23 protein-coding genes and 1 tRNA gene are annotated in these 24,228 nt (G+C 61.4%); 6 read left to right on the plus strand and 18 right to left on the minus strand.

Features of this window, described 5'->3' with window-relative positions:
• Positions 1-18 precede the first annotated feature (18 nt).
• The 16 genes from NKT35_RS03135 to tpiA all read right to left on the minus strand — a co-directional run bounded on the left by NKT35_RS03135 (position 19) and on the right by tpiA (position 14,256).
• A complete protein-coding gene (locus NKT35_RS03135; protein ID WP_254298770.1) occupies positions 19-1,512 on the minus strand; it encodes an NADH-quinone oxidoreductase subunit M in 1,494 nt (497 codons plus the stop codon).
• A gap of 40 nt (positions 1,513-1,552) precedes the next feature.
• On the minus strand, positions 1,553-3,604 hold the full coding sequence (nuoL, locus tag NKT35_RS03140; protein WP_254298772.1) for an NADH-quinone oxidoreductase subunit L: 2,052 nt from the start codon (positions 3,602-3,604) through the stop codon (positions 1,553-1,555).
• A gap of 32 nt (positions 3,605-3,636) precedes the next feature.
• Positions 3,637-3,942 (minus strand): NADH-quinone oxidoreductase subunit NuoK, encoded by a 306-nt coding sequence (nuoK, locus tag NKT35_RS03145; RefSeq protein ID WP_254298775.1) that lies wholly within the window; start codon positions 3,940-3,942, stop codon positions 3,637-3,639.
• Positions 3,943-3,969: 27 nt separating this feature from the next.
• The gene (locus tag NKT35_RS03150; RefSeq protein ID WP_254298777.1) at positions 3,970-4,614 is read right to left on the minus strand and encodes an NADH-quinone oxidoreductase subunit J; all 645 of its coding nucleotides are present in this window, start codon (positions 4,612-4,614) and stop codon (positions 3,970-3,972) included.
• Between the two features lie 9 nt (positions 4,615-4,623).
• Complete coding sequence (gene nuoI / locus NKT35_RS03155) at positions 4,624-5,103, minus strand: NADH-quinone oxidoreductase subunit NuoI (protein WP_196782679.1); 480 nt, start codon at positions 5,101-5,103, stop codon at positions 4,624-4,626.
• 29 nt (positions 5,104-5,132) lie between these two features.
• On the minus strand, positions 5,133-6,179 hold the full coding sequence (gene nuoH, locus NKT35_RS03160; RefSeq protein ID WP_254298779.1) for an NADH-quinone oxidoreductase subunit NuoH: 1,047 nt from the start codon (positions 6,177-6,179) through the stop codon (positions 5,133-5,135).
• A 3-nt stretch (positions 6,180-6,182) separates the two neighbouring features.
• Complete coding sequence (gene nuoG / locus NKT35_RS03165; protein WP_254298781.1) at positions 6,183-8,486, minus strand: NADH-quinone oxidoreductase subunit NuoG; 2,304 nt, start codon at positions 8,484-8,486, stop codon at positions 6,183-6,185.
• Positions 8,487-8,489: 3 nt separating this feature from the next.
• Positions 8,490-9,785, minus strand: coding sequence for an NADH-quinone oxidoreductase subunit NuoF (gene nuoF / locus NKT35_RS03170; protein ID WP_254298783.1), 1,296 nt, complete (start codon positions 9,783-9,785; stop codon positions 8,490-8,492).
• Complete coding sequence (gene nuoE / locus NKT35_RS03175) at positions 9,785-10,285, minus strand: NADH-quinone oxidoreductase subunit NuoE (protein WP_254298784.1); 501 nt, start codon at positions 10,283-10,285, stop codon at positions 9,785-9,787. Before nuoE ends, nuoF begins: the two co-directional genes overlap by 1 nt.
• A complete protein-coding gene (locus NKT35_RS03180) occupies positions 10,285-11,538 on the minus strand; it encodes an NADH-quinone oxidoreductase subunit D (protein ID WP_254298785.1) in 1,254 nt (417 codons plus the stop codon). The genes nuoE and NKT35_RS03180 overlap by 1 nt, the downstream gene beginning before the upstream one ends.
• A complete protein-coding gene (locus tag NKT35_RS03185; protein WP_254298786.1) occupies positions 11,531-12,127 on the minus strand; it encodes an NADH-quinone oxidoreductase subunit C in 597 nt (198 codons plus the stop codon). The genes NKT35_RS03180 and NKT35_RS03185 overlap by 8 nt, the downstream gene beginning before the upstream one ends.
• An 11-nt stretch (positions 12,128-12,138) precedes the next feature.
• Entirely contained in the window at positions 12,139-12,615 is a 477-nt protein-coding gene (locus NKT35_RS03190; protein WP_019103471.1) for a NuoB/complex I 20 kDa subunit family protein, read from the minus strand.
• Positions 12,606-12,962 carry an NADH-quinone oxidoreductase subunit A gene (gene ndhC / locus NKT35_RS03195; protein ID WP_254298788.1) on the minus strand — a complete coding sequence of 119 codons (357 nt, stop codon included), beginning with the start codon at positions 12,960-12,962 and terminating at the stop codon, positions 12,606-12,608. Before ndhC ends, NKT35_RS03190 begins: the two co-directional genes overlap by 10 nt.
• 91 nt (positions 12,963-13,053) lie before the next feature.
• A tRNA-Leu gene (locus tag NKT35_RS03200) sits at positions 13,054-13,138 on the minus strand.
• 19 nt (positions 13,139-13,157) lie between these two features.
• Positions 13,158-13,508 carry a preprotein translocase subunit SecG gene (secG, locus tag NKT35_RS03205; protein ID WP_254298789.1) on the minus strand — a complete coding sequence of 117 codons (351 nt, stop codon included), beginning with the start codon at positions 13,506-13,508 and terminating at the stop codon, positions 13,158-13,160.
• Positions 13,509-13,518: 10 nt separating this feature from the next.
• The gene (tpiA, locus tag NKT35_RS03210; protein ID WP_254298791.1) at positions 13,519-14,256 is read right to left on the minus strand and encodes a triose-phosphate isomerase; all 738 of its coding nucleotides are present in this window, start codon (positions 14,254-14,256) and stop codon (positions 13,519-13,521) included.
• A 183-nt stretch (positions 14,257-14,439) separates the two neighbouring features.
• On the opposite strand from tpiA, the gene pstS reads away from it, so the two are divergent.
• From pstS to NKT35_RS03240, 6 genes are all read left to right on the plus strand, one after another.
• Positions 14,440-15,477 (plus strand): phosphate ABC transporter substrate-binding protein PstS, encoded by a 1,038-nt coding sequence (gene pstS / locus NKT35_RS03215; protein WP_254298793.1) that lies wholly within the window; start codon positions 14,440-14,442, stop codon positions 15,475-15,477.
• An 89-nt stretch (positions 15,478-15,566) separates the two neighbouring features.
• Entirely contained in the window at positions 15,567-16,529 is a 963-nt protein-coding gene (pstC, locus tag NKT35_RS03220) for a phosphate ABC transporter permease subunit PstC (protein WP_254298807.1), read from the plus strand.
• A gap of 38 nt (positions 16,530-16,567) precedes the next feature.
• Complete coding sequence (pstA, locus tag NKT35_RS03225; protein WP_254301339.1) at positions 16,568-17,455, plus strand: phosphate ABC transporter permease PstA; 888 nt, start codon at positions 16,568-16,570, stop codon at positions 17,453-17,455.
• Positions 17,456-17,467: 12 nt separating this feature from the next.
• Positions 17,468-18,232, plus strand: a complete 765-nt coding sequence (gene pstB / locus NKT35_RS03230; protein WP_254298808.1) for a phosphate ABC transporter ATP-binding protein PstB — start codon at positions 17,468-17,470, stop codon at positions 18,230-18,232.
• A gap of 244 nt (positions 18,233-18,476) precedes the next feature.
• The gene (locus NKT35_RS03235; RefSeq protein WP_254298809.1) at positions 18,477-19,931 is read left to right on the plus strand and encodes an inorganic phosphate transporter; all 1,455 of its coding nucleotides are present in this window, start codon (positions 18,477-18,479) and stop codon (positions 19,929-19,931) included.
• A 108-nt stretch (positions 19,932-20,039) separates the two neighbouring features.
• Positions 20,040-21,277 (plus strand): IS3 family transposase gene (locus NKT35_RS03240; RefSeq protein ID WP_254294910.1). Its coding sequence is split into 2 segments (ribosomal slippage): positions 20,040-20,390 and positions 20,393-21,277, totalling 1,236 coding nucleotides; the frame shifts between segments, so codons are not numbered across the junction.
• Positions 21,278-21,470: 193 nt separating this feature from the next.
• Here the strand turns inward: NKT35_RS03240 and recG are convergent.
• Both recG and NKT35_RS03250 read right to left on the minus strand, forming a co-directional pair.
• On the minus strand, positions 21,471-23,519 hold the full coding sequence (gene recG, locus NKT35_RS03245) for an ATP-dependent DNA helicase RecG (RefSeq protein WP_254298810.1): 2,049 nt from the start codon (positions 23,517-23,519) through the stop codon (positions 21,471-21,473).
• A gap of 257 nt (positions 23,520-23,776) precedes the next feature.
• A complete protein-coding gene (locus tag NKT35_RS03250; RefSeq protein ID WP_254298811.1) occupies positions 23,777-24,208 on the minus strand; it encodes a DUF2147 domain-containing protein in 432 nt (143 codons plus the stop codon).
• Positions 24,209-24,228: the final 20 nt, after the last annotated feature.

A 24,228-nucleotide genomic window follows, 5' to 3' on the forward strand; every position in this document is an offset into this window, starting at 1 on the left:
TGTGTATTCCTTCCGCGCTTACAGCTTGCTCTGCGCAACATGCGCGATCAGGTCATTGACCGCCAGGTGCATCTTGGAGACGAAGGCCTGCGGGTACATACCCATGCCCAGCACCATCAGCGCCAGGATGGCCAGCACCAGAAACTCGCGCTTGTTCACATCGGTCAGTTCCGCCACATGGCTGTTGGCCACATCGCCGAAGATCACGCGCTTGTACATCCACAGGGTGTAGGCGGCGCCAAAGATCAGCGTGGTGGCGGCCAGGGCGGCGTACCAGAAGTTCACTTGCACCGCGCCCAGGATCACCATGAACTCGCCGACGAAGCCGGAGGTAATCGGCAGGCCGGAGTTGGCCATCGCGAACAGCATCATGAAGGCCGCGAAGATAGGCATCTTGTTGGCCACGCCGCCGTAGTCGGCGATGTTGCGGCTGTGCACGCGGTCATACATCACGCCGATGCAGAAGAACATCGCGGCGGAGACGAAGCCGTGGGACACCATCTGCACCAGCGCGCCCTCTACCGCCCACTGGTTCATTTCGTTGCCGGTGAACATGAACATGCCCAGCGTCACGAAGCCCATGTGGGAGATGGACGAGTAAGCCACCAGCTTCTTCATGTCGGACTGCACCAGCGCCACCAGGCCGATGTAGACCACCGCCACCAGCGACAGGCCGACGATGATCGGGCCCAGCTCGCGCGAGGCGTCAGGCAGGATGGGCAGCGCGAACCGCAGGAAACCGTAAGCACCGATCTTCAGCGTGATCGCGGCCAGCACCATGGAGCCGCCAGTCGGCGCTTCCACGTGGGCATCCGGCAGCCAGGTGTGCACCGGCCACATCGGCACCTTCACCGCGAAAGACAGGAAGAAGGCGATGAACAGCAGGATCTGCACCGTCAGCGGAATCTTGGCGATCTGATGGAAAGCCTGGATGTCGAAGCTCTTGCCAGCCTGGAAGTACAGGTAGATCAAGGCCACCAGCATCAGCAGCGAGCCGAGCAGCGTGTACAGGAAGAACTTGATCGAAGCGTAAACGCGGCGCGGACCGCCCCAGACGCCGATGATCAGGTACATCGGAATCAGCATGCCTTCGAAGAAGACATAGAACAGGATGGCGTCCAGCGCGGCGAAAGCGCCGTTGATCAGGCCGGACATGATCAGGAAGGCGGCCATGTACTGCGCCACGCGCTTCTGGATCACTTCCCAGCCGGCGATCACCACCAGCAAGGTGGTGAAGCTGTTGAGCACCACGAACAGCATCGAGATGCCGTCCACGCCCAGGTGATACTGGATGCCCAGGGAGGCGATCCACGGCTTCAGCTCTTCATACTGCATGCCGCCGTTGAGGTTGTTGAACTCGGTGAACAGCGGCACCGACAGCAGGAAGCCCGCCAGGGCTCCTGCCAAGGCCAGCCAGCGCGCGAGCGGAGCGCGCTGGTCGCCGCCGGTGGCCAGCACCAGGAGGCCGGCCAGGATCGGCGTCCAGATCACCAGACTTAGCAGATTAGTCATAGTCAAACCTATATTGTTATTTCAATCCCGGAATCCGGACTCAACGCAGAATCAGCGGCAAGAACCACCAGGTCATCAGACCCAACACGCCGATAATCATCGCGGTGGCGTAGCTGTAGATGAAACCGGTCTGCAGACGGCGGGTCACAGTCGAGAACCAGCCCACCAGCTTGGCGGTGCCGTTCACCATCAGACCGTCGATCAGCAGCATGTCGCCCACCTTCCAGAAGAAGGTGCCGATCGCGCGCGAACCCTTGGCGAACACGGCGAAGTAGATCTCGTCCAGGTAGTACTTGTTTTCCAGCAGCTTGTGCACCGGAGCGCATTTTTCCTTGATGGCGGCCGGGATGTGCGGGGCCTTCATATAGAAGTACCAGGCGGTCGCCACGCCGGCCAGCGCCAGGATGAACGGCAGGCTGGTGAAGGAATGCAGGCCCATGGCCACGGCGCCGTGGAACTCATGCGCCAGCTCTTCCATCGCCGGGTGCGCTTCGTTGTTCACCGCCAGCACGCCCTTGAAGAAGTCGCCGTACACCAGCTTGTCGATGCCGAAGAAACCGACCAGCACCGACGGGATGGCCAGCAGCACCAGCGGCAGCGTCACCACCCACGGGCTTTCGTGCGGCTTGTCGTTCGGGCCCAGACCGTGGTGGTGGTCGTGGGACACTTCTTCCTCATCGCTGTCGCCATGATGCTCGTGGTGCGAGCCATGGTTCTGCATCCAGCGTTCCTTGCCGTGGAAGACCAGGAAGTACATGCGGAAGGAGTAGAAGGCGGTCACGAACACGCCGGCGATCACGGCGAAGTAGGCGAATCCGGATGCGGACAGATGCGAAGCGGCGACCGCCTCGATGATCGAGTCCTTGGAGTAGAAGCCGGAGAAGAACGGCGTGCCGATCAGCGCCAGCGAACCCAGCAAGGAGGTCAGCCAGGTGATGGGCATGTACTTGCGCAGGCCGCCCATGTTTCGCATGTCCTGATCATGGTGCATGCCGATGATCACCGAACCCGCCGCCAGGAACAGCAGCGCCTTGAAGAAGGCGTGGGTCATCACGTGGAACATCGCGATCGGGTAGGCCGAAGCGCCCAGCGCCACGGTCATATAGCCCAGCTGCGACAGCGTGGAGTAAGCCACCACGCGCTTGATGTCGTTCTGCACGATGCCTAGGAAGCCCATGAACAGCGCGGTGATCGAACCTGCCACCATCACCACGTTCAGCGCGGTGTCGGACATTTCGAACAGCGGGCTCATCCGCGACACCATGAAGATGCCGGCCGTCACCATGGTGGCGGCGTGGATCAGCGCGGAGATCGGGGTCGGGCCTTCCATCGAATCCGGCAGCCACACGTGCAGCGGGAACTGCGCCGACTTGCCCATCGCGCCGATGAACAGCAGGATGCAGGTGACGGTCATCAGCGACCACTCGTGGCCCGGGATGATTTCGATGGTCTTCTGCGCCAGCGCCGGAGCGGCGGCGAACACGTCGCTGTAGTTCAGCGAGCCGCCGAAGTAGGCCAGCACCAGGCCGATGCCCAGCAGGAAGCCGAAGTCGCCGACGCGGTTGACCAGGAAGGCCTTCAGGTTGGCGAACACCGCGGTCGGGCGCTTGAACCAGAAGCCGATCAGCAGGTAGGACACCAGGCCCACCGCCTCCCAACCGAAGAAGAGCTGGACGAAGTTATTGCTCATCACCAGCATCAGCATCGAGAAGGTAAACAGCGAGATGTAGCTGAAGAAACGCTGATAGCCCGGATCATCCTGCATATAGCCGATGGTGTAGATATGCACCATCAGCGACACGCTGGTGACCACCACCAGCATCATCGCGGTCAGCGAGTCGACCAGGAAGCCGACCGAATACTCGTGGCCGGCGACGGTCAGCCAGGTGTAGACCGGTCCGTTGAACACTTCCGCGCTTCCATTCAGGAAGCCCAGAAGCACCTTGAGCGACAGCGCGGCGGACACCGCCACGCCGGCTATCGTGACGACGTGCGAAGCGCGTCGGCCGATCGCCCAACCAAATAGGCCTGCAATGATGGAACCCGCCAGCGGAGCGAGTGCAATCAGCAGGTATAAGCTCTTCATATCCATGCTTTTGTGCTTTGTAGTGGTTCCGGTTTGCCTTAGCCCTTGAGGCTGCCCAAGTCTTCAACGTTGATGCTCTGCAGGTTGCGGAACAACACCACCAGAATCGCCAGACCAATGGCGGACTCGGCGGCGGCAACCGTCAGGATGAAGAACACGAAGATCTGCCCCGCAGAATCCGACAGATAGTGCGAGAACGCGATGAAGTTGAAATTCACCGCCAGCAGCATCAGCTCGATCGCCATCAGCAGGATGATGAGGTTCTTCCGGTTCAGGAAGATGCCCAGCACGCTGATGGAAAACAGGATGGCGGCCAGCACCAGAAAGTGAGTCAGTGTCAGCACGTTTCCTCCCTTGTGGTTGATTGGCCGTCAGGCCTGTTGCTCACCGGAATCGGCCGCATCGGCCTCTTCCACTTTTTTCACGGCGTCCATCTTGACGATGCGGACGCGGTCTTCGCGGCGCACCTTCACCTGGATGGCCGGATCGATCGCCTTGCTGTCCTTGCGCGCGCGCATGGTCAGGCCGATGGCGGCCACCATGGCCAGCAACAACACCACTGCGGCGATTTCAAACGGCAGCAGGTAGGTGGTGTACAACTGGCTGCCCAGCACCTTGACGTTGCTGTAGTCGGCGGCCAGCGGCGCGGCGGCCTTGAACTGGCCCAGGCCCGCCTGCGGGCTGACCAGGATCAGCGCCATCTCGAACACCATGATGATGCCGACGGTGGCGGCGACCGGCAGATTCTGCCAGAAGCCTTCGCGCAGCTTCTCGATGTTGATGTCCAGCATCATCACCACGAACAGGAACAGCACCATCACCGCGCCGACGTAAACCAGCACCAGCGTGATCGCCAGGAACTCCGACTCCATCAGCAGCCAGTGGCCGGCGCTGGTGAAGAAGGCCAGCACCAGGTACAAGGCGGCGTGCACCGGGTTCTTGGCCGTCACCACGCGCAGACCGGCGAAGATCAGGATGGCGGACAGAACGTAGAAAATTACCGTAGTTAGGTTCATGGCCTCCCCTTAGCGATACTTGGCGTCAGCCGCTTTATTGGCGGCGATCTCGGCCTCGTACTTGTCGCCCACAGCCAACAGCATCGGCTTGGTGTAGTAGAGGTCGCCACGTTTTTCACCGTGGTATTCGAAGATGTGGGTTTCCACGATCGCGTCCACCGGACAGGCCTCTTCGCAGAAGCCGCAGAAGATGCACTTGGTCAGGTCGATGTCGTAGCGCGAGGTGCGGCGGGTGCCGTCTTCGCGCTGCTCGGACTCGATGCTGATCGCCATCGCCGGGCACACCGCTTCGCACAGTTTGCAGGCGATGCAGCGCTCTTCGCCGTTGGCGTAGCGGCGCTGCGCGTGCAGGCCGCGGAAGCGCGGCGAAATCGGCGTCTTCTCTTCCGGGAACTGCACGGTGATCTTGCGGGCGAAGAAGTAGCGGCCAGTGACCATCAGGCCCTTGACCAGCTCCACCAGCAGGAAGGTCTTGAAAAAGTTGCGGATCGAATTCATTTTTTCACCTATCCCCTGTCTCAGTGCCAAATCGACAGCGGGGTAAACATCCACACGCCCACCACCAGAATCCACACCAGGGTCACCGGGATGAACACCTTCCAGCCCAAGCGCATGATCTGGTCATAGCGATAGCGCGGGAATGTGGCGCGGAACCACAGGAAGCAGAACAGAACCATCGCGACCTTGACCGCCAGCCAGAAGAAGCCGCCGGCGCCCAGGATGCCCCAGGAAGCCGGGAACGGCGACAGCCAGCCGCCCAGGAACATGATGGAGGTCAGCGCCGCCACCAGGATCATGTTGGCGTATTCGGCCAGGAAGAAGATGGCGAACGCCATGCCCGAGTATTCCACGTGGAAGCCGGCGACGATTTCCGACTCGCCTTCCGCCACGTCGAACGGGGCGCGGTTGGTTTCCGCCACGCCGGAGATCAGGTAGACGATGAACAGCGGGAACAGCGGCAGCCAGTTCCAGGACAGGGCCGAGCCGCCGGCCATGCCGACGCCTTGCTGTTTGACGATGTCGACCAGGTTCAGGCTGCCGGACACCATCAGCACGCCGACCAGGGCGAAGCCCATCGCCAGCTCGTACGAAACGATCTGGGCGGCGGAACGCATCGCGCCGAGGAAGGAGTACTTGGAGTTGCCCGCCCAGCCGGCGATGATCACGCCGTACACGCCCATGGACGTCAGCGCCAGGATGTACAGCAGGCCGGCGTTGATATTGGACACCACCAGGCCTTCGGTGAAGGGAATCACCGCCCAGGCGGCCAGCGCCGGCGCGATGGCCAGCACCGGAGCCAGCAGGAACAAGCCCTTGCTGGACTTGGTCGGCAGGATGATTTCCTTCATCAGCAGCTTCACCGCGTCGGCGATAGGTTGCAGCAGACCGAAAGGACCGACCCGGTTGGGGCCGATACGGATCTGCATGTAACCGATCACCTTGCGCTCGGCCAGCGTCAGATACGCCACGCAGCCCAACATCGGCAGCACGATGGCGACGATTTTCAGCAGGGTCCAGACCAGGAGCCCCGCTTCAGTGCCAAGAATACCTTGCAAGAACTCCATGGCTTACCCCTGCTTGATCTCAATAGCGTCGAACATGCCGCCCAAGCCCAACGTGGCGGCAACCCGTAGCACATCGGCCGGCAGGCTGTCGTCGGCTTGCACCGCGACGCGGACTTCGGCTTCGCCCTGCTTCAGCAGCGCGGCGCCGGACACGCCCAGCTTGGCCAGCAGGCTGCTGTGCGCGCGAGCGACGGCAGCGCCCTTGGCTTCGTTGGTGGCCTGCAGCGACGGCGCGCGGCGGCAGATGGCGTCGGCCTGGTACATCGGCACTTCGCCTACGCGGACGATGCCGGAGGACACGGCCGGATTGGCGGCGACCTTGGACAGCGCGTTGTTCAGTTTGGCGGCGAAGTCGCCGAACTCGGCGCGCACTTCCTCGGCGCTGTTCTGCTCGAAACCGGCCAGATTCAGCATATTGCCCAGCACGCGCAGCACCTTCCAGGCCGGACGGGTTTCGCCCAGCGGCTTGACCACGCCGTTGAAGGTTTGCAGCTTGCCTTCCATATTGACGAAGGAGCCGGCGGTTTCCGAGAACGGCGCGATCGGCAGCAGCACGTCGGCGTAATCGAGCAGGCCCTTGCCCTGGTAGGCGGTCAGCGCGATCACGGTGGCGGCTTGCTTCATCGCGGCCACGGCGGCTTGGCTGTTGTAGCTGTCGAATTCCACTTCCGTGTTCAGCAGGAAGTAGGCCTTCTTCGGCTTGGCGATCATCGCGGCGGCGTTGTCGCCGTTTTGCGGCAGCGCGCCCACCAGTTCGGCGCCCACGCTGTTGGCGGCTTCGGACAGAACGCCGAAACGCGCGCCGCTCAGGCGGGAGATTTCCTGGGCCAGCGACAGCAGCTGGCTGTAGGCCGGATGGTGTTGCGCCACATTGCCCAGCACCACGGACGCGGTTTCCGCGCCGCTCAGGCTTTCGGCGATGAGGCGCGCTTGCGCGGACACTTCCACGGCAGCCAGATCGATCTCGCTGGTGCCTGCCTTGATCTCGGCCACGGCCTTCAGCACTTGCGACAGCGCGTTCACCAGCGCCAGCGGCGATACGATCAGCTTGCCCTTGATCTGGGTCAGCAGATTATCGTCGGCGATGTGGATAATGTTCAGCTCGTTGCCCTGCTTCACCGATTGACGCAGACGCGAGGCCAGCAGCGGCTGTTCCTTGCGCAGCGTGGAACCTATCACCAGCACCGACTTGGCGGCGGCCAGTTCGGAGATGGTCGAACCCAGCCATTCGACGCCTTGCTTGGCGGCATCGGCCGAGAAATCGCTGCGACGCAGGCGGTAGTCGATGGCATTGACGCCGAAGGCGCGCGCCAGCTTCTGGGCCAGGTGCAGTTCCTCAGTGGTGGAGTGCGGGCTGAGCAGGAAGCCGATGGCGTCCTTGCCGTGATCGGCGGACACGCCGTTCAGGCCCTTCACCACGTAGTTCAGCGCGGTTTCCCAGTCGGTCTCGTGCCACTTGCCGTCGAACTTGATCATCGGCTTTTGCAGGCGTTCGGCGCTGTTCAGGCCTTCGTAGGAGAAGCGGTCGCGGTCGGCGATCCAGCACTCGTTGATGGCTTCGTTTTCCAGCGGCAGCACGCGCATCACTTCATTGCTCTTCACCTGAACCACCAGGTTGGAGCCGAGGCCGTCGTGCGGGCTTACCGATTTGCGGCGCGACAGTTCCCAGGCGCGGGTGCTGTAGCGGAACGGCTTGGAGGTCAGCGCGCCCACCGGGCACAGGTCGATGACGTTGCCGGAGATTTCCGAATCCACGGTCTTGCCCAGGAAGGGCAGAATTTCCGAGAACTCGCTGCGGTTGGCCATGCCGATTTCCTGGAAGCCGCCCACTTCTTCAGTGAAGCGGACGCAGCGCGTGCAGTGGATGCAACGCGACATTTCCTCGGCGGAAACCAGCGGGCCCATGTCTTTGCCCACCACCACGCGCTTCTCTTCCTCGTAACGCGAGGTGGAGTTGCCGTAGCCGACGGCCAGATCCTGCAGCTGGCATTCGCCGCCCTGGTCGCAGATCGGGCAATCCAGCGGGTGGTTGATCAGCAAGAACTCCATCACGCCTTGCTGGGCTTTCTTGGCCAGCGGCGACGCGGTGTGGACCTTCATGCCGTCGGTGACCGGGGTGGCGCAAGCCGGCAAAGGCTTGGGCGCTTTTTCCACTTCCACCAGGCACATGCGGCAGTTGGCCGCGATGGACAGCTTTTTGTGGTAGCAGAAGTGCGGAATATAGGTGCCCACCGAGTGGGCCGCCTCGATGACGGTGCTGCCTTGCGGCACCGTCAGTTTTTTACCGTCGATTTCGATTTCAAGCATCGCTCAACACCATTTGTGATCCACCAAGGTCTTTCCGTGTTCGATCGCGTGCTCGAACTCATTGCGGAAATGCTTGGTGAAGCTGCGAACCGGGAACACCGCGGCATCGGCCAGCGCGCAGATGGTGCGGCCGGCCATATTGTTGCCCACGGACTCCAGAAGCTCCAGATCGCCCTTGCGGCCCTGGCCGTTGGCGATGCGATGGATGACCTTGTACAGCCAGCCGGTGCCTTCGCGGCACGGCGTGCATTGGCCGCAGGATTCTTCGTGGTAGAAATAAGCCAGACGCTCCAGCGCCTTGACCATGCACACGTCCTCGTTCATCACGATCACGGCGCCCGAACCGAGCATGGAGCCAGCCTTGGCGATGCTATCGTAGTCCATGGTGCATTGCATCATGATGTCGGCCGGCAGCACCGGCGCGGAGGAACCACCCGGAATCACCGCCTTCAGCTTCTTGCCGTCGCGCATGCCGCCGGCCATTTCCAGCAGCTCGGAGAACGGCGTGCCCAGCGCGATCTCGTAGTTGCCCGGACGATTGACATGGCCGGAAACCGAGAACAGCTTGGTGCCGCCGTTGTTCGGCTTGCCCTTCTCCAGGAAGGTCTGCGCGCCGTCGCGGATGATGAACGGCACCGAGGCGAACGATTCGGTGTTGTTGATGGTGGTCGGCTTGCCGTACAGGCCGAAGCTGGCCGGGAACGGCGGCTTGAAGCGCGGTTGGCCCTTCTTGCCTTCCAGCGACTCCAGCAGCGCGGTTTCTTCGCCGCAGATGTAGGCGCCGTAGCCGTGGTGGGCGAACAGGTCGAAGTTGAAGCCGGTGCCCAGGATGTTCTCGCCCAGGAAACCCGCCTTGCGCGCCTCTTCCAGCGCCTCTTCGAAGCGCTCGTAGTCTTCGAAGATTTCGCCGTGGATGTAGTTGTAACCCGCCTTGGTGCCCATCGCGTAACCGGCGATGATCATGCCTTCGATCAGCGAATGCGGGTTGTAGCGGATGATGTCGCGGTCCTTGAAGGTGCCCGGCTCGCCCTCGTCGGTATTGCAGACGACGTACTTGTCGCCCGGAAACGAGCGCGGCATGAAGCTCCACTTCAGGCCGGTCGGGAAGCCCGCGCCGCCGCGGCCGCGCAGGCCGGAGTTCTTCACTTCCGCGATCACGTCTTCCTGCGTCATCTTGGAGTCGAGGATGCGACGCAGCGCCTGATAGCCGCCGCGGGCCACATAGGCGTCCAGACGCCAGCAGTCGGGCTGGGCGGTGTCGACGCCGTCGAAAATCACGCCATTAGCGAAGACAGCCATTATTTCAACTCCGCCAGTTTTTTATCGATTGCTTCGAGCGTCATGAAGCTGCACATCTTGTGGTTGTTCACCAGCAAGACCGGCGCGTCGCCGCAGGCGCCCATGCATTCGCCTTCCAGCAGGGTGTACATGCCGTCGGCGCTGGTTTCGCCGATGGCGATGCCCAGCTTCTTCGAGATGTACTCCGCGGCGTTGACGCCGCCGGACAGCGCACAGGGCAGATTGGTGCAGACGGTGATCTTGAATTTGCCCACCGGCTTCATGTCGTACATGTTGTAGAACGTGGCGACTTCGTAGGCGGCCACCGGGGCGATGCCCAGGTAGTTGGCGACGAACTCGATCAGTTCCTGGTTCAGGCAACGCGCTTCCGGGGTTTCACCGGCGGCGCGCCGCTCTTCCAGCGCGATGCGCAGCGCGCCCATGACGGCGGAGCGCTTCTGGTCGGCCGGGTATTTGGCGACCTCGCGGTCGATCAAGGCTAGCGATTGTGCGGACAGCATCAGCGGTCAATCTCCCCAAACACGATATCCTGCGTACCGATGATGGCCACGACGTCGGCGATCATATGGCCCTTGGCCATTTCATCCAGCGCGGCCAAGTGGGCATAGCCCGGCGCGCGGATTTTCAGACGGTACGGTTTGTTGGCGCCGTCGGACACCAGATAGATGCCGAATTCGCCCTTCGGGTGTTCCACCGCCGCGTAAGCCTCGCCTTCCGGCACGTGCATGCCTTCGGTGAACAGCTTGAAGTGGTGGATCAGGTCTTCCATATTGGACTTCATGCCTTCGCGCGAAGGTGGCGCCACCTTGTGGTTGTCGGTGATCACCGGACCCGGGTTGGCGTGCAGCCAGGCCACGCACTGCTGGATGATGCGGTTGGACTGGCGCATCTCTTCCACGCGCACCAGGTAGCGGTCGTAGCAGTCGCCGCCCACGCCCACCGGCACGTCGAAGTCCATCTTGTCGTAGACGTCGTACGGCTGGGTCTTGCGCAAGTCCCAGGCGATGCCGGAGCCGCGCAGCATCGGGCCGGTCATGCCCAGATTCAGCGCGCGCTCGGCCGTCACCACGCCGATGCCCACGGTACGCTGCTTCCAGATGCGGTTATCGGTCAGCAGGGTTTCGTATTCATCGACATAGGTCGGGAAGCGCTTGGTGAAGTCTTCGATGAAGTCCAGCATCGAGCCCTTGCGGCCTTCGTTCAGGCGCGCCAGCTCCTTGGCGTTCTTGATCTTGGACACGGTGTACTGCGGCATCGAATCCGGCAGGTCGCGATAAACGCCGCCCGGACGGAAGTAAGCCGCGTGCATGCGCGCGCCGGATACCGCCTCGTAGCAGTCCATCAGGTCCTCGCGCTCGCGGAACGCGTACAGGAACATGGTCATCGCGCCGATGTCCAGCGCGTGGGCGCCGATCCACAGCAGGTGGTTCAGGATGCGGGTGATTTCCGCGAACATCACGCGAATATATTGCGCGCGCTCGGGAACTTCGATGCCCATCATCTTCTCGATAGCCAGGCAGTAGGCATGCTCGTTGCACATCATGGACACGTAGTCGAGACGGTCCATATACGGCAAAGACTGGATGAAAGTCTTGCTTTCAGCCAGTTTCTCGGTGCCGCGGTGCAACAGGCCGATGTGCGGGTCGGCGCGCTGAACGACTTCGCCGTCCAGCTCCAGCACCAGGCGCAATACGCCGTGCGCGGCCGGGTGTTGCGGGCCGAAGTTCAGGGTGTAGTTACGGATCTCAGCCACCGTAGTTCTCCTCGCGAATGATGCGCGGAGTGATTTCGCGCGGTTCGATGGTGACAGGCTGATAGATCACGCGCTGCTGGGTGGGGTCGTAGCGCATTTCCACGTGGCCGGACAGCGGGAAGTCCTTACGGAACGGGTGGCCGACGAAACCATAGTCGGTCAGCAGGCGGCGCAGGTCGGGGTGGCCTTCGAACACGATGCCGTACAGATCGAACGCTTCGCGCTCGAACCAGTTAGCTGCATTCCAGATGTCGTTGACCGACGGCAGCACCGGGAAGCTGTCGTCTTCGGCGAAAACGCGCAGGCGGATGCGGTGGTTCAGTTTGACCGACAGCAGATGGTATACGGCGGCGAAGCGCGGACCGTCCCACGGCTGGTCGCGGTAGGCGCTGTAGTCCATGCCGCAGACGTCGATGCACTGTTCGAAAGCGAGACCGTCGTGATCGCGCAAGGTTTGGGCGACGGACAGCAGGTCCGCGGCCTTGCACACAATGGTCAGCTCATCCAGGGCCAGCGTGCTGCGCACGAGCTTGTCGCCCAGCGCCTCGGCAACGACCGAACCCAACGCTTCCATTTTCTTGGAGGCCATAAGTATTTACCTTAGCGGGCGATGGTGTTGGTACGTTTGATCTTGTTCTGCAGCTGGATGATGCCGTACAACAGCGCCTCGGCGGTCGGAGGACAGCCCGGCACGTAGACATCGACCGGCACGATGCGATCGCAGCCGCGAACTACAGAATAGGAATAATGGTAATAGCCGCCGCCGTTGGCACAGGAACCCATGGAAATCACCCAGCGCGGTTCGGCCATCTGGTCATAAACCTTGCGCAAGGCCGGGGCCATCTTGTTGCACAGCGTGCCGGCGACGATCATCAGGTCGGACTGGCGCGGGCTGGGACGGAACACGATGCCGAAACGGTCCAGGTCGTAACGGGCCGCGCCGGCGTGCATCATTTCCACCGCACAGCACGCGAGGCCGAAGGTCATCGGCCACAAGGAACCCGTGCGGGTATAGTTGATAAGCTTGTCGGCTGTCGTCGTGACGAAGCCTTTCTCCAGAATCCCTTCTACTCCCATTCCAGAGCTCCCTTCTTCCACATGTAGACGAAGCCGAGCGTCAGCACGGCTAGAAATTCGACCATCACGCCCAAACCATAGACGCCCAGATCCTTCAATACCACGGCCCACGGAAACAGGAAGGCGATTTCCAGGTCGAACAGGATGAAGAGAATGGCGATGAGGTAATAGCGGACGTCAAACTTCATGCGGGCATCTTCGAAGGCCTCGAAGCCGCATTCGTACGGAGAAAGTTTTTCAGCATCGGGACGATTAGGCGACAGCAGTTTGCCCAGAACGAGCGGGCCCACGCCGACCAACACACCGACGATGACAAACATCAGAATGGGAAAGTAGTTTTGCAGCATTTCCCGTACACCCCCAAAAAAAGAGGGGTCACCCCCTCTTGGCTCCAAATAAAACAGGCCACCGGAGTCCCGGTGGCCTGTTTTTGAATGGTGGTGCCGACAGTGAGACTCGAACTCACACAGCTTTCGCCACTACCCCCTCAAGATAGCGTGTCTACCAATTTCACCATGTCGGCACAGCAAAGCTTTAAATTGTCACTCCGGGATCTTGGAAGCGGGTCCCGAAGCATTTTTATTAGGCGCGCCTGCCGGGATTTGCGGCGCCACCTGTTCAATCTTGCCACCCATTACGCCAAGGTCGCTCTTTCCGCCCCCGGAAAGAAAAACCAGCACCATGGAAGTCGAGAAGAACACAGCCGCGGCAACCGCGGTGGTCCTGCTCAAGAAATTCGCGGAACCAGACGCCCCGAACAGACTGCCGGACGCACCGCTACCAAAAGCCGCACCCATATCGGCACCCTTGCCATGCTGCATCAATACAAGGACGATGATACTCACTGCGGACAGGAGGTTAACAATCCAAATAAGCGTCTTGAGAAGTTCCATACTATATCAATTATCCTGCGGCTTGGCAAATCACTCTGAATGAACCGGCGTCCAGAGAGGCTCCGCCGACCAACGCTCCATCGACGTTTTTCGTCGCCAGAATCGCTGCGGCATTCTCTGCTTTGACACTGCCGCCGTAGAGGACGCGAATCTTATCCGAGGCGCCGACGTTTTGCAAGCACCAATTTTTGATGAACGCATGAATCTCGGCGATTTGCTCAAGCGATGCCACCTTGCCGGTGCCGATGGCCCAAACCGGCTCGTAGGCGATGACGTATTCACCATCGGCGATCTCGGCCAAAATCGCAAGCTGATCGGCGATCACTGTCTTATATTCATCCGCTTCGCGCTGCGCCAGGGTCTCGCCGACGCACAGCACCGGCGTAACACCTGCAGCGATGGCGTTGCGCATCTTTGCCAGCAGCGCGGCATTGTCTTCGCTGAAATACTGGCGGCGCTCGGAATGGCCCACCAAGGTGTAGACGCAGCCGATGTCGGCCAGCATCTCGGCGCTGGTTTCGCCGGTATAGGCGCCGTCTTTGGCATAGCAGCTGACATCCTGAGCGGACAAGGCGAGCTTGCCGCCCTTCAATTGCTGCGCCAGCGCGGCCAGGTAAACCGCCGGCGCGGCGATGCCCACGCCCTCATGGTTGGTAGCGGCATCGGCCAGCAACTCGGCCGCCAGCGCTTGCGCGCTTTGCGCGCGGGTATTCATCTTCCAGTTGCCTATCACCAGCTTGCCAGCCATGTTTCTCTCCGCTCTGCCTGTTATCAGTTGCGCCGATTATAACGCGCCCGTCCGCCCCGGCAATGGAGCCGGATCAAGCAAATGCGGCGGAACAATTACGACTTGTAATATTACTGAAAGATTGAACCGATACGATGGCGGCCATCACAACAGCCGTTTATTACATCGTTCGGGAGTTTTGGCATGAAACACTGTGTTCGTCTGGCAGCGACTCTTGGTTCCGTTCTGATTGCTGGCTCGGTCTACGCCGCCGACATCACCGGCGCGGGCGCGACCTTCCCCTATCCGCTGTACGCCAAGTGGGCCGCCAACTACAAGGGCAGCACCGGCAACAATATGAACTACCAGTCCATCGGCTCTGGCGGCGGCATCAAGCAGATCCAGTCCAAGACTGTCGATTTCGGCGCCTCCGACATGCCGCTGAAGCCGGAAGAGCTGGAAAAGTCCGGCCTGACCCAGTTCCCGACCGTGATGGGCGGCGTGGTGCCGGTGTATAACATTCCGGGCGTAACCGCCGGCCAGATCAAGTTCACCGGCGCGCTGCTGGCTGACATCTATATGGGCAAGGTTTCCAAGTGGAACGATGCCGCCATCGCCAAGCTGAACCCGGGCGTCAAGCTGCCTGACCAGCGCATCTCCGTAGTGCGCCGCTCCGACGGTTCCGGCACCACCTTCGTGTTCACCAACTACCTGTCCAAGGTTTCGGCCGAATGGGCCAAGGAAGTCGGCTCCAATACTTCCGTCAGCTGGAAGGGCAGCTCGGTGGGCGGCAAGGGCAACGAAGGCGTGGCCAACTACGTGTCCCGCATCAAGGGCGCCATCGGCTACGTGGAATACGCTTACGCCAAGCAGAACAAGCTGGCTTACGGCCTGCTGCAAAACCAGGCCGGCGACTTTGTGAAGCCGGACGCCGCCACCTTCAAGGCTGCGGCCAACAACGCCGACTGGAAAAAGGCCCAGGGCTTCTACCTGATCCTGACCAACCAGCCGGGCAAGGAAAGCTGGCCGATCACCAGCGCCACCTTCATCCTGATGCACAAGAAGCAGGACAAGCCGACGCAAGCCACCGAAGTGCTGAAGTACTTCGACTGGGCTTACAAGAACGGCGACAAGACCGCTCAGGAACTGGACTACATCCCGATGCCGGACAACGTCAAGGGCGTCATCCGCACCAGCTGGAAGCAGATCACCGACGGCAGCGGCAAGCCGGTCTGGAACTAAGCTCAGCGATTTAATGATTGAAGTTGCAGCCCAGGCCGGAGAGATTCACGCTCTCCGGCCTTGTGTCTGAACCATCAAGAAACGACACAATGCTAAATACCAGCCCCGCGCAGCAAAGCAATCACCATCAGCTGCTGGACAAAATTTTCCGTCGGACCACCTTCGCCTTCGCCTTTCTGGTGCTGGCGCTGCTGGTCGGCATCCTCATTTCGCTGCTGATCGGCGCCCTGCCGACCATTCAGCACTTCGGCTTCGGCTTCCTGACCAGCTCGGAATGGGACCCGGTGCAAGAAAAATTCGGCGCAGTGGTGCCTATCTTCGGCACGCTGGCCACCTCCATCCTCGCGCTGTTGATCGGCGTGCCGGTCAGCTTCGGCATCGCGCTGTTCCTGACCGAGCTGTGCCCCACCTGGCTGAAGCGGCCGCTGGGCATCGCCATCGAGCTGCTGGCCGGCATCCCGTCCATCATTTACGGCATGTGGGGCTTGTTCGTGTTCGCGCCCTTCTTCTCCGACCACATCCAACCCTGGGTCATCGATCACTTCGGCGACGCGCCGCTGATCGGCTTTTTGTTCCAGGGCGCGCCGATGGGCATAGGCTTGTTCACCGCCGGCCTGATCCTGGCCATCATGGTGATCCCCTTCATCGCCTCGGTGATGCGCGACGTGTTCGAAGTGGTGCCCACCATGCTGAAGGAATCCGCCTACGGTCTGGGCTCCACCACCTGGGAAGTCGTCCGTTACGTGGTGCTGCCCTACACCAAGACCGGCGTCGTCGGCGGCATCATGCTCGGCCTGGGCCGCGCGCTGGGCGAAACCATGGCCGTGACCTTCGTCATCGGCAACTCCACCCGCTTCACCACCAGCTTGTTCGAGCCGGGCAACTCCATCGCCTCCTCGCTGGCCAATGAGTTCGCCGAAGCCAACGGCGATCTGTACATCGGCTCGCTGATCGAACTGGGCCTGATCCTGTTCTTCATCACCTTCGTGGTGCTGTCCTGCTCCAAGCTGCTGCTGCTGCGCTTGAAGAAGCAAGAAGGCAAACAGTCCTGATCATGAACCAAGCAAGCAAAACCATGAGCCAAGCCTCCATGAACGATGTCGCCCAGTTCTCCGGCGCCAGCCTGAAACAGGACAGCGTGCTCTATCGCAAGCGCCGCCTGGTCAACAAGCTGACCATGACCGCCTCCATGCTGACCATGGCCTTCGGCCTGTTCTGGCTGTGCTGGATTCTGCTGACCCTGCTGCAACACGGCCTATCCGGCATCAACTGGCAGGTATTCACCCAAAGCACGCCGCCGCCGGGCAGCACCGGCGGCCTGGCCAACGCCATTTACGGCAGCCTGGTGATGACCGGCTTCGGCACCCTGTTCGGCACGCCGATCGGCATCCTGGCCGGCATCTATCTGGCCGAGTTCGGCCAGCGCGGCTGGCTGGCGCCCGCAACCCGCTTCATCAACGACATCCTGCTGTCGGCGCCTTCCATCGTGATCGGCCTGTTCATCTATGAAGTCTACGTGGTGTCGGTTGGCCACTTCTCCGGCTGGGCCGGCTCCTTCGCGCTGGCCATCCTGGTGATCCCGGTAGTGGTGCGCACCACCGAGAACATGCTGCGCCTGGTGCCCAACAGCCTGCGCGAAGCCGCGGCCGCGCTGGGCGCGCCGCAGTGGAAGGTGACGATGTACGTGACGCTGCGCTCGGCCAAAGCCGGCGTGCTGACCGGCATCCTGCTGGCGGTGGCGCGCATTTCCGGCGAAACCGCGCCGCTGCTGTTCACCGCGCTGAACAACCAGTTCTTCAACAGCAATATGAATCAACCCATGGCCAACCTGCCCATCGTGATCTTCCAATTCGCGATGAGTCCTTACGAAGACTGGCACACCCTGGCCTGGGCCGGCTCGCTGCTGATCACTTTCAGCGTGCTCTCCCTGAACATCGTCGCCCGTTGGATGGGCGGCCAAAAGAATCAATCGAATTAAGGCGTGACGATCATGACCACCCCAAGCTCCAAGCTCGAGGTTCGCAATCTCAACTTCTTTTACGGCAATTTCCACGCGCTGAAAAACATCCAGCTGGAAATCGCCCCGCGCAAGGTCACCGCCTTCATCGGCCCGTCCGGCTGCGGCAAGTCCACGCTGCTGCGCACCTTCAACCGCATGTACGAGCTCTATCCCGGCCTGCGCGCCGAAGGCGAAATCGTGCTGGACGGCCAAAACATCCTGGCGCGCGACATCGACGTCAACATGCTGCGCGCCAAAGTCGGCATGGTGTTCCAGAAGCCCACGCCCTTCCCGATGTCCATCTACGACAACATCACCTTCGGCGTGAAGCTGTACGAAAAACTGTCCAAGGGCGAAATGGAAGACCGCGTCGAATGGGCGCTGCGCAAGGCAGCGCTGTGGGACGAGGTCAAAGACAAGCTCAAGCAGTCCGGCCACTCGCTGTCCGGCGGCCAGCAGCAGCGCCTGTGCATCGCCCGCGCCGTAGCCTCCAAGCCGGAAGTGCTGCTGCTGGACGAACCGACCTCGGCGCTGGACCCGATTTCCACCGCCCACATCGAAGAACTGATTCATGAATTGAAAGAGGACTACACCATCGCCATCGTGACGCACAATATGCAGCAGGCGGCGCGGGTGTCCGATTACACCGCCTATATGTATCTGGGCGAGCTGGTGGAGTTCGGCCATACCGACAGCATCTTCACCACGCCGCAAGTGAAGGCGACCGAAGACTACATCACCGGCAAATTCGGTTGATGCGCCGCTTGGCGGCGGGCCGAAGCCAGCCGTCGCCAAGCCATTAGAATATGCAACAGCCGGGCTTTCATGATTATGACATTACGCAAAATCATGAGCTTAGCTGAATTCCAACCCCGTGCTGTCAAGCGGATTTTGCTGTTTTCACAGGCAAAACCACAGGGCTTAACTTTTTTTTATAAAAACTTGACGGCACCGGCGGGGGACACAACAATCCCGCCTTTACGATTCTCGTTGACACGCCATGCTGGACCTGTTTTCCGGGCTCGATACCCACGTCGCCATTACTTTGGTGCTTTCCCTGGGCTTCGTGCTCGCTTTTGAGTTCATCAACGGTTTTCACGACACCGCCAATGCGGTGGCCACCGTTATCTACACTCAGTCGATGAAGCCGCGCCTCGCCGTATTCTATTCCGGCGTCTGCAACTTCCTCGGCGTGATGAGCGGCGGCCTGGCCGTGGCCTACGCCATCGTCCACTTGCTGCCGGTGGACCTGCTCATCTCCGTCAACACTTCCCGCGGCATGTCCATGGTGTTCGCGCTGCTGGCCGCCGCCATCCTGTGGAACCTCGGCACCTGGTATCTGGGCTTGCCGGCCTCCAGCAGCCATACGCTGATCGGCGCCATCCTGGGCGTGGGCGTGGCCAACAGCCTGATCAACCACACCTCGCTGTCGCACGGCATCAACTGGGGCAAGGCCATCGACGTCGGCGCGTCCTTGCTGGTATCGCCGTTTGTCGGCGCCTTGCTGGCCGGCCTGATCGTCATCTTGCTGCGCCGCTACCGCCCCGGCAGCAATGTGCACAAGACGCCTTATCAGCGCCAGCAGGTGGAAGGCCGCAAGCACCCGCCGTTCTGGACCCGCTTCATGTTGATCGTGTCCGCCATGGGCGTCAGCTTCGCCCACGGCTCCAACGATGGCCAGAAGGGCGTGGGCCTGGTGATGCTGGTGCTGATCGGCATCGTGCCCGCCAAGTTCGTGCTGAACCTGGACAGCACCCCGTATCAACTGGACCGCACCCGCGACGCGGCGCAGCATCTGCAACAGTTCTACCAGCGCCACGAGGCGGACCTGTCCAAGATCATCGTCAAGTCCAACAGCGCCAGCCAGTACGAGTGCCACCCGCAGCAAACCGCCGCCACCGCCAGCCAGCTGGTGCAACTGATGGGCGACAGCAGCGATTACCACAATCTGAGCGCCTCGCAGCGCTGGGACGTGCGCACCAAGCTCTTGTGCCTGGACGACGCCGCCAAGAAAGCGGCCGACCTGCCCAATCTGTCCTCGGATGAAAAGCAGTTGCTGAGCAATCTGCGCAAGGACCTGACCACCACCACCGAATACGCGCCCACCTGGGTGATCGTGGCCGTGGCCTTGGCGCTGGGCATCGGCACCATGATAGGCTGGAAGCGCGTGGTGAAGACTGTAGGCGAAGGCATAGGCAAGAAGGACATGACCTACGCCCAAGGCGTGGCCGCGCAAGCCACCGCTGCCGTATCCATCGGCCTGGCCAGCTGGTTCGGCTTCCCGGTTTCCACCACCCACGTGCTGTCCAGCGGCGTGGCGGGCACCATGATCGCCGACAAGGCCGGCCTGCAAATGAGCACCATCCGCTCCATCGCCCTGGCCTGGCTGTTCACCCTGCCCGCCTCGATGGCTTTGGCCGGCGGCCTGTACTACTTGTCGGCGCAATGGTTCTAAGCCCTTCCGCCGAATGAATGAAGCCGCTCGACACGAGCGGCTTTTTTTATGCTTGTGTCCCGTCCTGGAATAAGTTGACACTTTTTCGCCGTAACGAAGGAGAGTCACATGGAATCAAGGATTAAACGTACCCAGCAAGACTACAGCCTGGCTTTTAAACTGTCGGTCGTAGAGCAGGTAGAAAAAGGCGAACTGACTTACAAAGAGGCGCAACGCCGCTATGGTATTCAAGGTCGTTCGACGGTGCTGGTATGGTTACGTAAGCACGGTTTGCAGGACTGGAGTGCCCAGCCCTCCCGTAGCGCCCAGGGGATCGCGATGGGGAATCAAGGCAACAAGCCGCTGACGCCAGAACAGCGGATCAAGGAACTGGAAACCCAACTCAAAGAGGCCAATGAGAAGGCGCAGCTATTCGAAGCGATGCTTGAGGTCTTGAAGAAAGACTACGGGGTGCGCGTAGTAAAAAAGCCTTCGGGCAGGTCCTTGCCCAAAGGCTCGTCCAGGGGTTGAGCGTGGGCCGGGCCTGTCGATATGTCCAGCTGAGCCGCCAGGCCTATTACAAGCGCCGCCAAAGCGAAAGCCATCGTGCCGAACGGAATGGCAAAGTGATCGCGTGGGTGAGGGACGTGCGCTTGCGCCAGCCCCGACTGGGAACGCGGAAGCTGCACCATGTGCTGCAATCGCGAATGGCGGAAGCGGGGATCAAGCTGGGACGGGACGGTTTGTTCGATCTGTTGCGTACAGCCCGCCTGCTGGTCGTGCCGCAGCGGGCGTACCATAAGACCACACACAGTCACCATCGCTTTTACCGCCATCCTAATCTGCTCAAGGCCGGGCCGCACCAAGTCGTCCCGACGGGGCCGGAGCAGGTCTGGGTGGCGGATATCACCTACTTGCCGACAGCGCAGCGGTTTGCTTACCTGAGTCTCGTGACTGACGCTTACTCAAGGAAAATTGTTGGGTATCACGTGCATGACAGCCTGCAGGCGGAGGAAGTCAGCGGAGCCCTCAAAATGGCCTTGCGGACGCGACGTTCACGGCAGCCGTTGATTCACCACTCCGATCGCGGCATTCAGTATTGTTCGGCCTACTATCAGCAGATCCACGAACGACACGGGCTGATGTGCTCAATGACGGATGGCTACGATTGCTACCAGAATGCCCTGGCAGAGCGGGTGAACGGCATTCTAAAAGGCGAACTGCTGCTGCATCGCCCAGCCGATTTGCAGCAGGCGAGGAAAATGGTGGAGCAGTCGGTGAGGATCTACAACCAGGAGCGCCCTCACCAGGGCTTGAAATACAAGACGCCCGATGAGGTACATCGGGCGTCTGTCGCGAGCATCTGACCAGCGCATGCGGCGCGCTGGCAGGTGTCAACCTATGTCAGGACTGGACATTGATCCAGGTCAAGCGCCTGATTGGAAGCGCTTGAGCGGGTAATTAACAAATTGCTAATATTAACCCGCTTCATTAATGGTTTCTTTTGTTTGCAGCAATCCTCCCTCGCCGCCGCGATGCCCCCAATCGCGGCGGATTTTTTTACGCCTTGAGGAATTGCTCCTTGCCCGCCAGCCAGCGCTCCAGATGCGCTTCCGCTGCCTGCGGCCAACGTTGCAGCAATACCGGCGCCAGATCGCGCGCCGCCTCCAGCAAAGCCTGATCCTGCTCCAGATCGGCAAAACGCAGCATGGGCAAGCCGCTTTGCCTCGCGCCGAGAAACTCGCCCGGGCCGCGAATCTGCAAATCCTGCCGCGCGATCTCGAAACCGTCGGTGTTCTCGTAAATCACTTTCAATCTGGCCTTGGCCAAGTCAGACAACGGGTTCTCGAACAACAGCACGCAGACGCTGCGCGCGCTGCCCCGCCCTACCCGGCCGCGCAACTGGTGCAGCTGGGCCAGGCCCATCCGCTCGGCGTGCTCGATCACCATCAGGCTGGCATTGGGCACGTCCACGCCCACTTCGATCACCGTGGTCGCCACCAGCACATCCAGCTGGCCGGCGGCGAACGCCGCCATCACCTCGGCTTTTTCCGCCGCCTTCATCCGGCCATGCACCAGGCCGATGCGCCTGCCCGGCAAATCCTGCAGCAACTGATGATGGCAATCCACCGCCGTCTGCAGCTGCAGGGCTTCGGACTCTTCGATCAAGGGACACACCCAATATGCCTGATTGCCCTCGACGCAGGTCTTCTCGACGAACTGCACCACCTCGGCGCGGCGCGGATTCCCGATCAGCTTGGTGACGATGGGCGTGCGCCCCGGCGGCAGCTCGTCTATCACCGACACGTCCAGGTCGGCGTAGAAGCTCATCGCCAAGGTGCGCGGAATCGGCGTAGCCGACATCATCAGCTGGTGCGGCTCTTCGCCCTTGTCCTGCAGCGCCAGCCGCTGGCCGACGCCGAAGCGGTGCTGCTCGTCGACGATGGCCAGGCCCAGCTTCTGAAAGGCCACATCATCCTGAAACAGCGCATGCGTGCCCACCGCCAGCCGGCATTGGCCGGAGGCGATTTCGTCCAAGGCCTGCTGCTTGGCTTTCTTGCGCAGGCTGCCGGACAGCCAGGACACGCCTATGCCCAGCGGCGCCAGCCAGCCGGATAGTTTGAGGAAATGCTGCTCGGCCAGGATTTCGGTCGGCGCCATCAAGGCCACCTGGAAACCGGCCTCGATAGCCGACAGCGCCGCCAGCGCGGCGACGATGGTTTTGCCGCTGCCGACATCCCCTTGCAGCAGCCGGTGCATGGGGTGGTTTTCACGCATGTCGGCGCGGATCTCATCCAGCACCTTGCACTGGGCGCCAGTCAGCTGGAACGGCAGCTGCTCCAGCAACTGCCGCGTCAATTTGCCATCGCCCTGGATGCGCGGCGCATGGCCCAGGCGGCGCGCGCGGTAGGCCAGCCGCATCGACAGCTGCTGCGCCAGCAATTCGTCGAACTTCAAGCGCTGCCAGGCCGGCAATTGCGGATCGGCCAGCTGCTGCGCCGTCCACTCCGGCGGCGGCTGATGCAACAGGCGAATGGCTTCAGAAAATGGTTGCAAGGCCAGCGGCGACACCAGCTCGCCCGGCAACAGCTCATCCAGCCGCTGCGATTTCAACTCGGTATGGACCAGCTTGCGCAGCATGGGCTGAGTCAGGCCGTTGACCGTCGGATAAACCGGCGTCAGGCTTTCCGCCAGCGGCGCGCCTTCGCGCACCTCGCGGGTTTTGGGATGCACCATCTCGTCGCCGACGAAGCCGCGGCGGATCTCGCCCAAGGCGCGGATGCGGCTGCCCTCGACAAACTGTTTGAGCTGGCTGGGATAAAAATGAATGAAGCGCAGCAGCAAGGTGCCGCTGCCATCCTCGATCTGCACTCGCAGCTGCTTGCGCGGCTTGAAGCTGACCTCGTGCGCGGTGACGGTGCCCTCCACCAGCGCGGCTTGTCCATAGGGCGCGTCGGCGATGGGATAAAGATGGGTTTCATCCTCATAGCGCAGCGGCAGGTGCAACACCAGATCGAAGCGGCGGCGGATGCCGAGCTTCTCCAGCTTCTTCCCCAGCGCGGCCGGCACCGCCGGCGGCTGGTTGGCGAGATCAATAGGCGAATTCATAGCGCAGATTGTACCCAACAATGGCGCAATCGGAAGCGGCTCAAGCCGGCGGTGTCCAGGCGGATGGATCAGGCACGGGGTCGACGCGGCAGAATCCGGCATAGCCAAAGCAGTGACAGCCCCGCTTGGCCATCGATGCCCTCCTCCCGCACTTGCTCCGCCAGAAGCCGCGCGGCGCTCGAGCCTGTTTTCGACACGCAAAAGGCGGAAGCGGCTCGCGCCGGCTTCCGCCTTGTCATTCAGTCAGAACTGCGATCTTACTGCTGGCGTTCCCACACTTGGGAACGGAAGAAGGGGCCGATGTAGCCGCGCACGCGCAGCTTTTTGCCGTCTTCCATCAGCTTGGCGCCGGAGGTGTAGATCTTGCCGGACTTCGGATCCAGGATCTGGCCGTCGCTCCATTCTTCGCCGCTCTTCTTCAGGCCCCACAGAATTTGCATGCCGTTCACCGGCTTGCCCTTGTTGGCGCCGTCGCATTTGTCGCAAACCGCATCCGGGTGCATATAGAGCTTGATCACCTTGCCGGTCAGTTCGCCGTTCGCGCCCTCGTTGATCTGCACCAGCGCCTTGGCTTGATGGGTTTCATCGTCAATGGTTTTCCACAGGCCGGCGGCGCTGCCGGCCAGAGCCATCTGGCTGGCCAGGCCCAACACGGCGGCCACGCAGGCGGCTTTGGCGATTCGGATCATGATGTTTTCCTCGTTTCGTT

Source organism: Chromobacterium sp. IIBBL 290-4, from assembly GCF_024207115.1.
GTDB lineage: Bacteria > Pseudomonadota > Gammaproteobacteria > Burkholderiales > Chromobacteriaceae > Chromobacterium.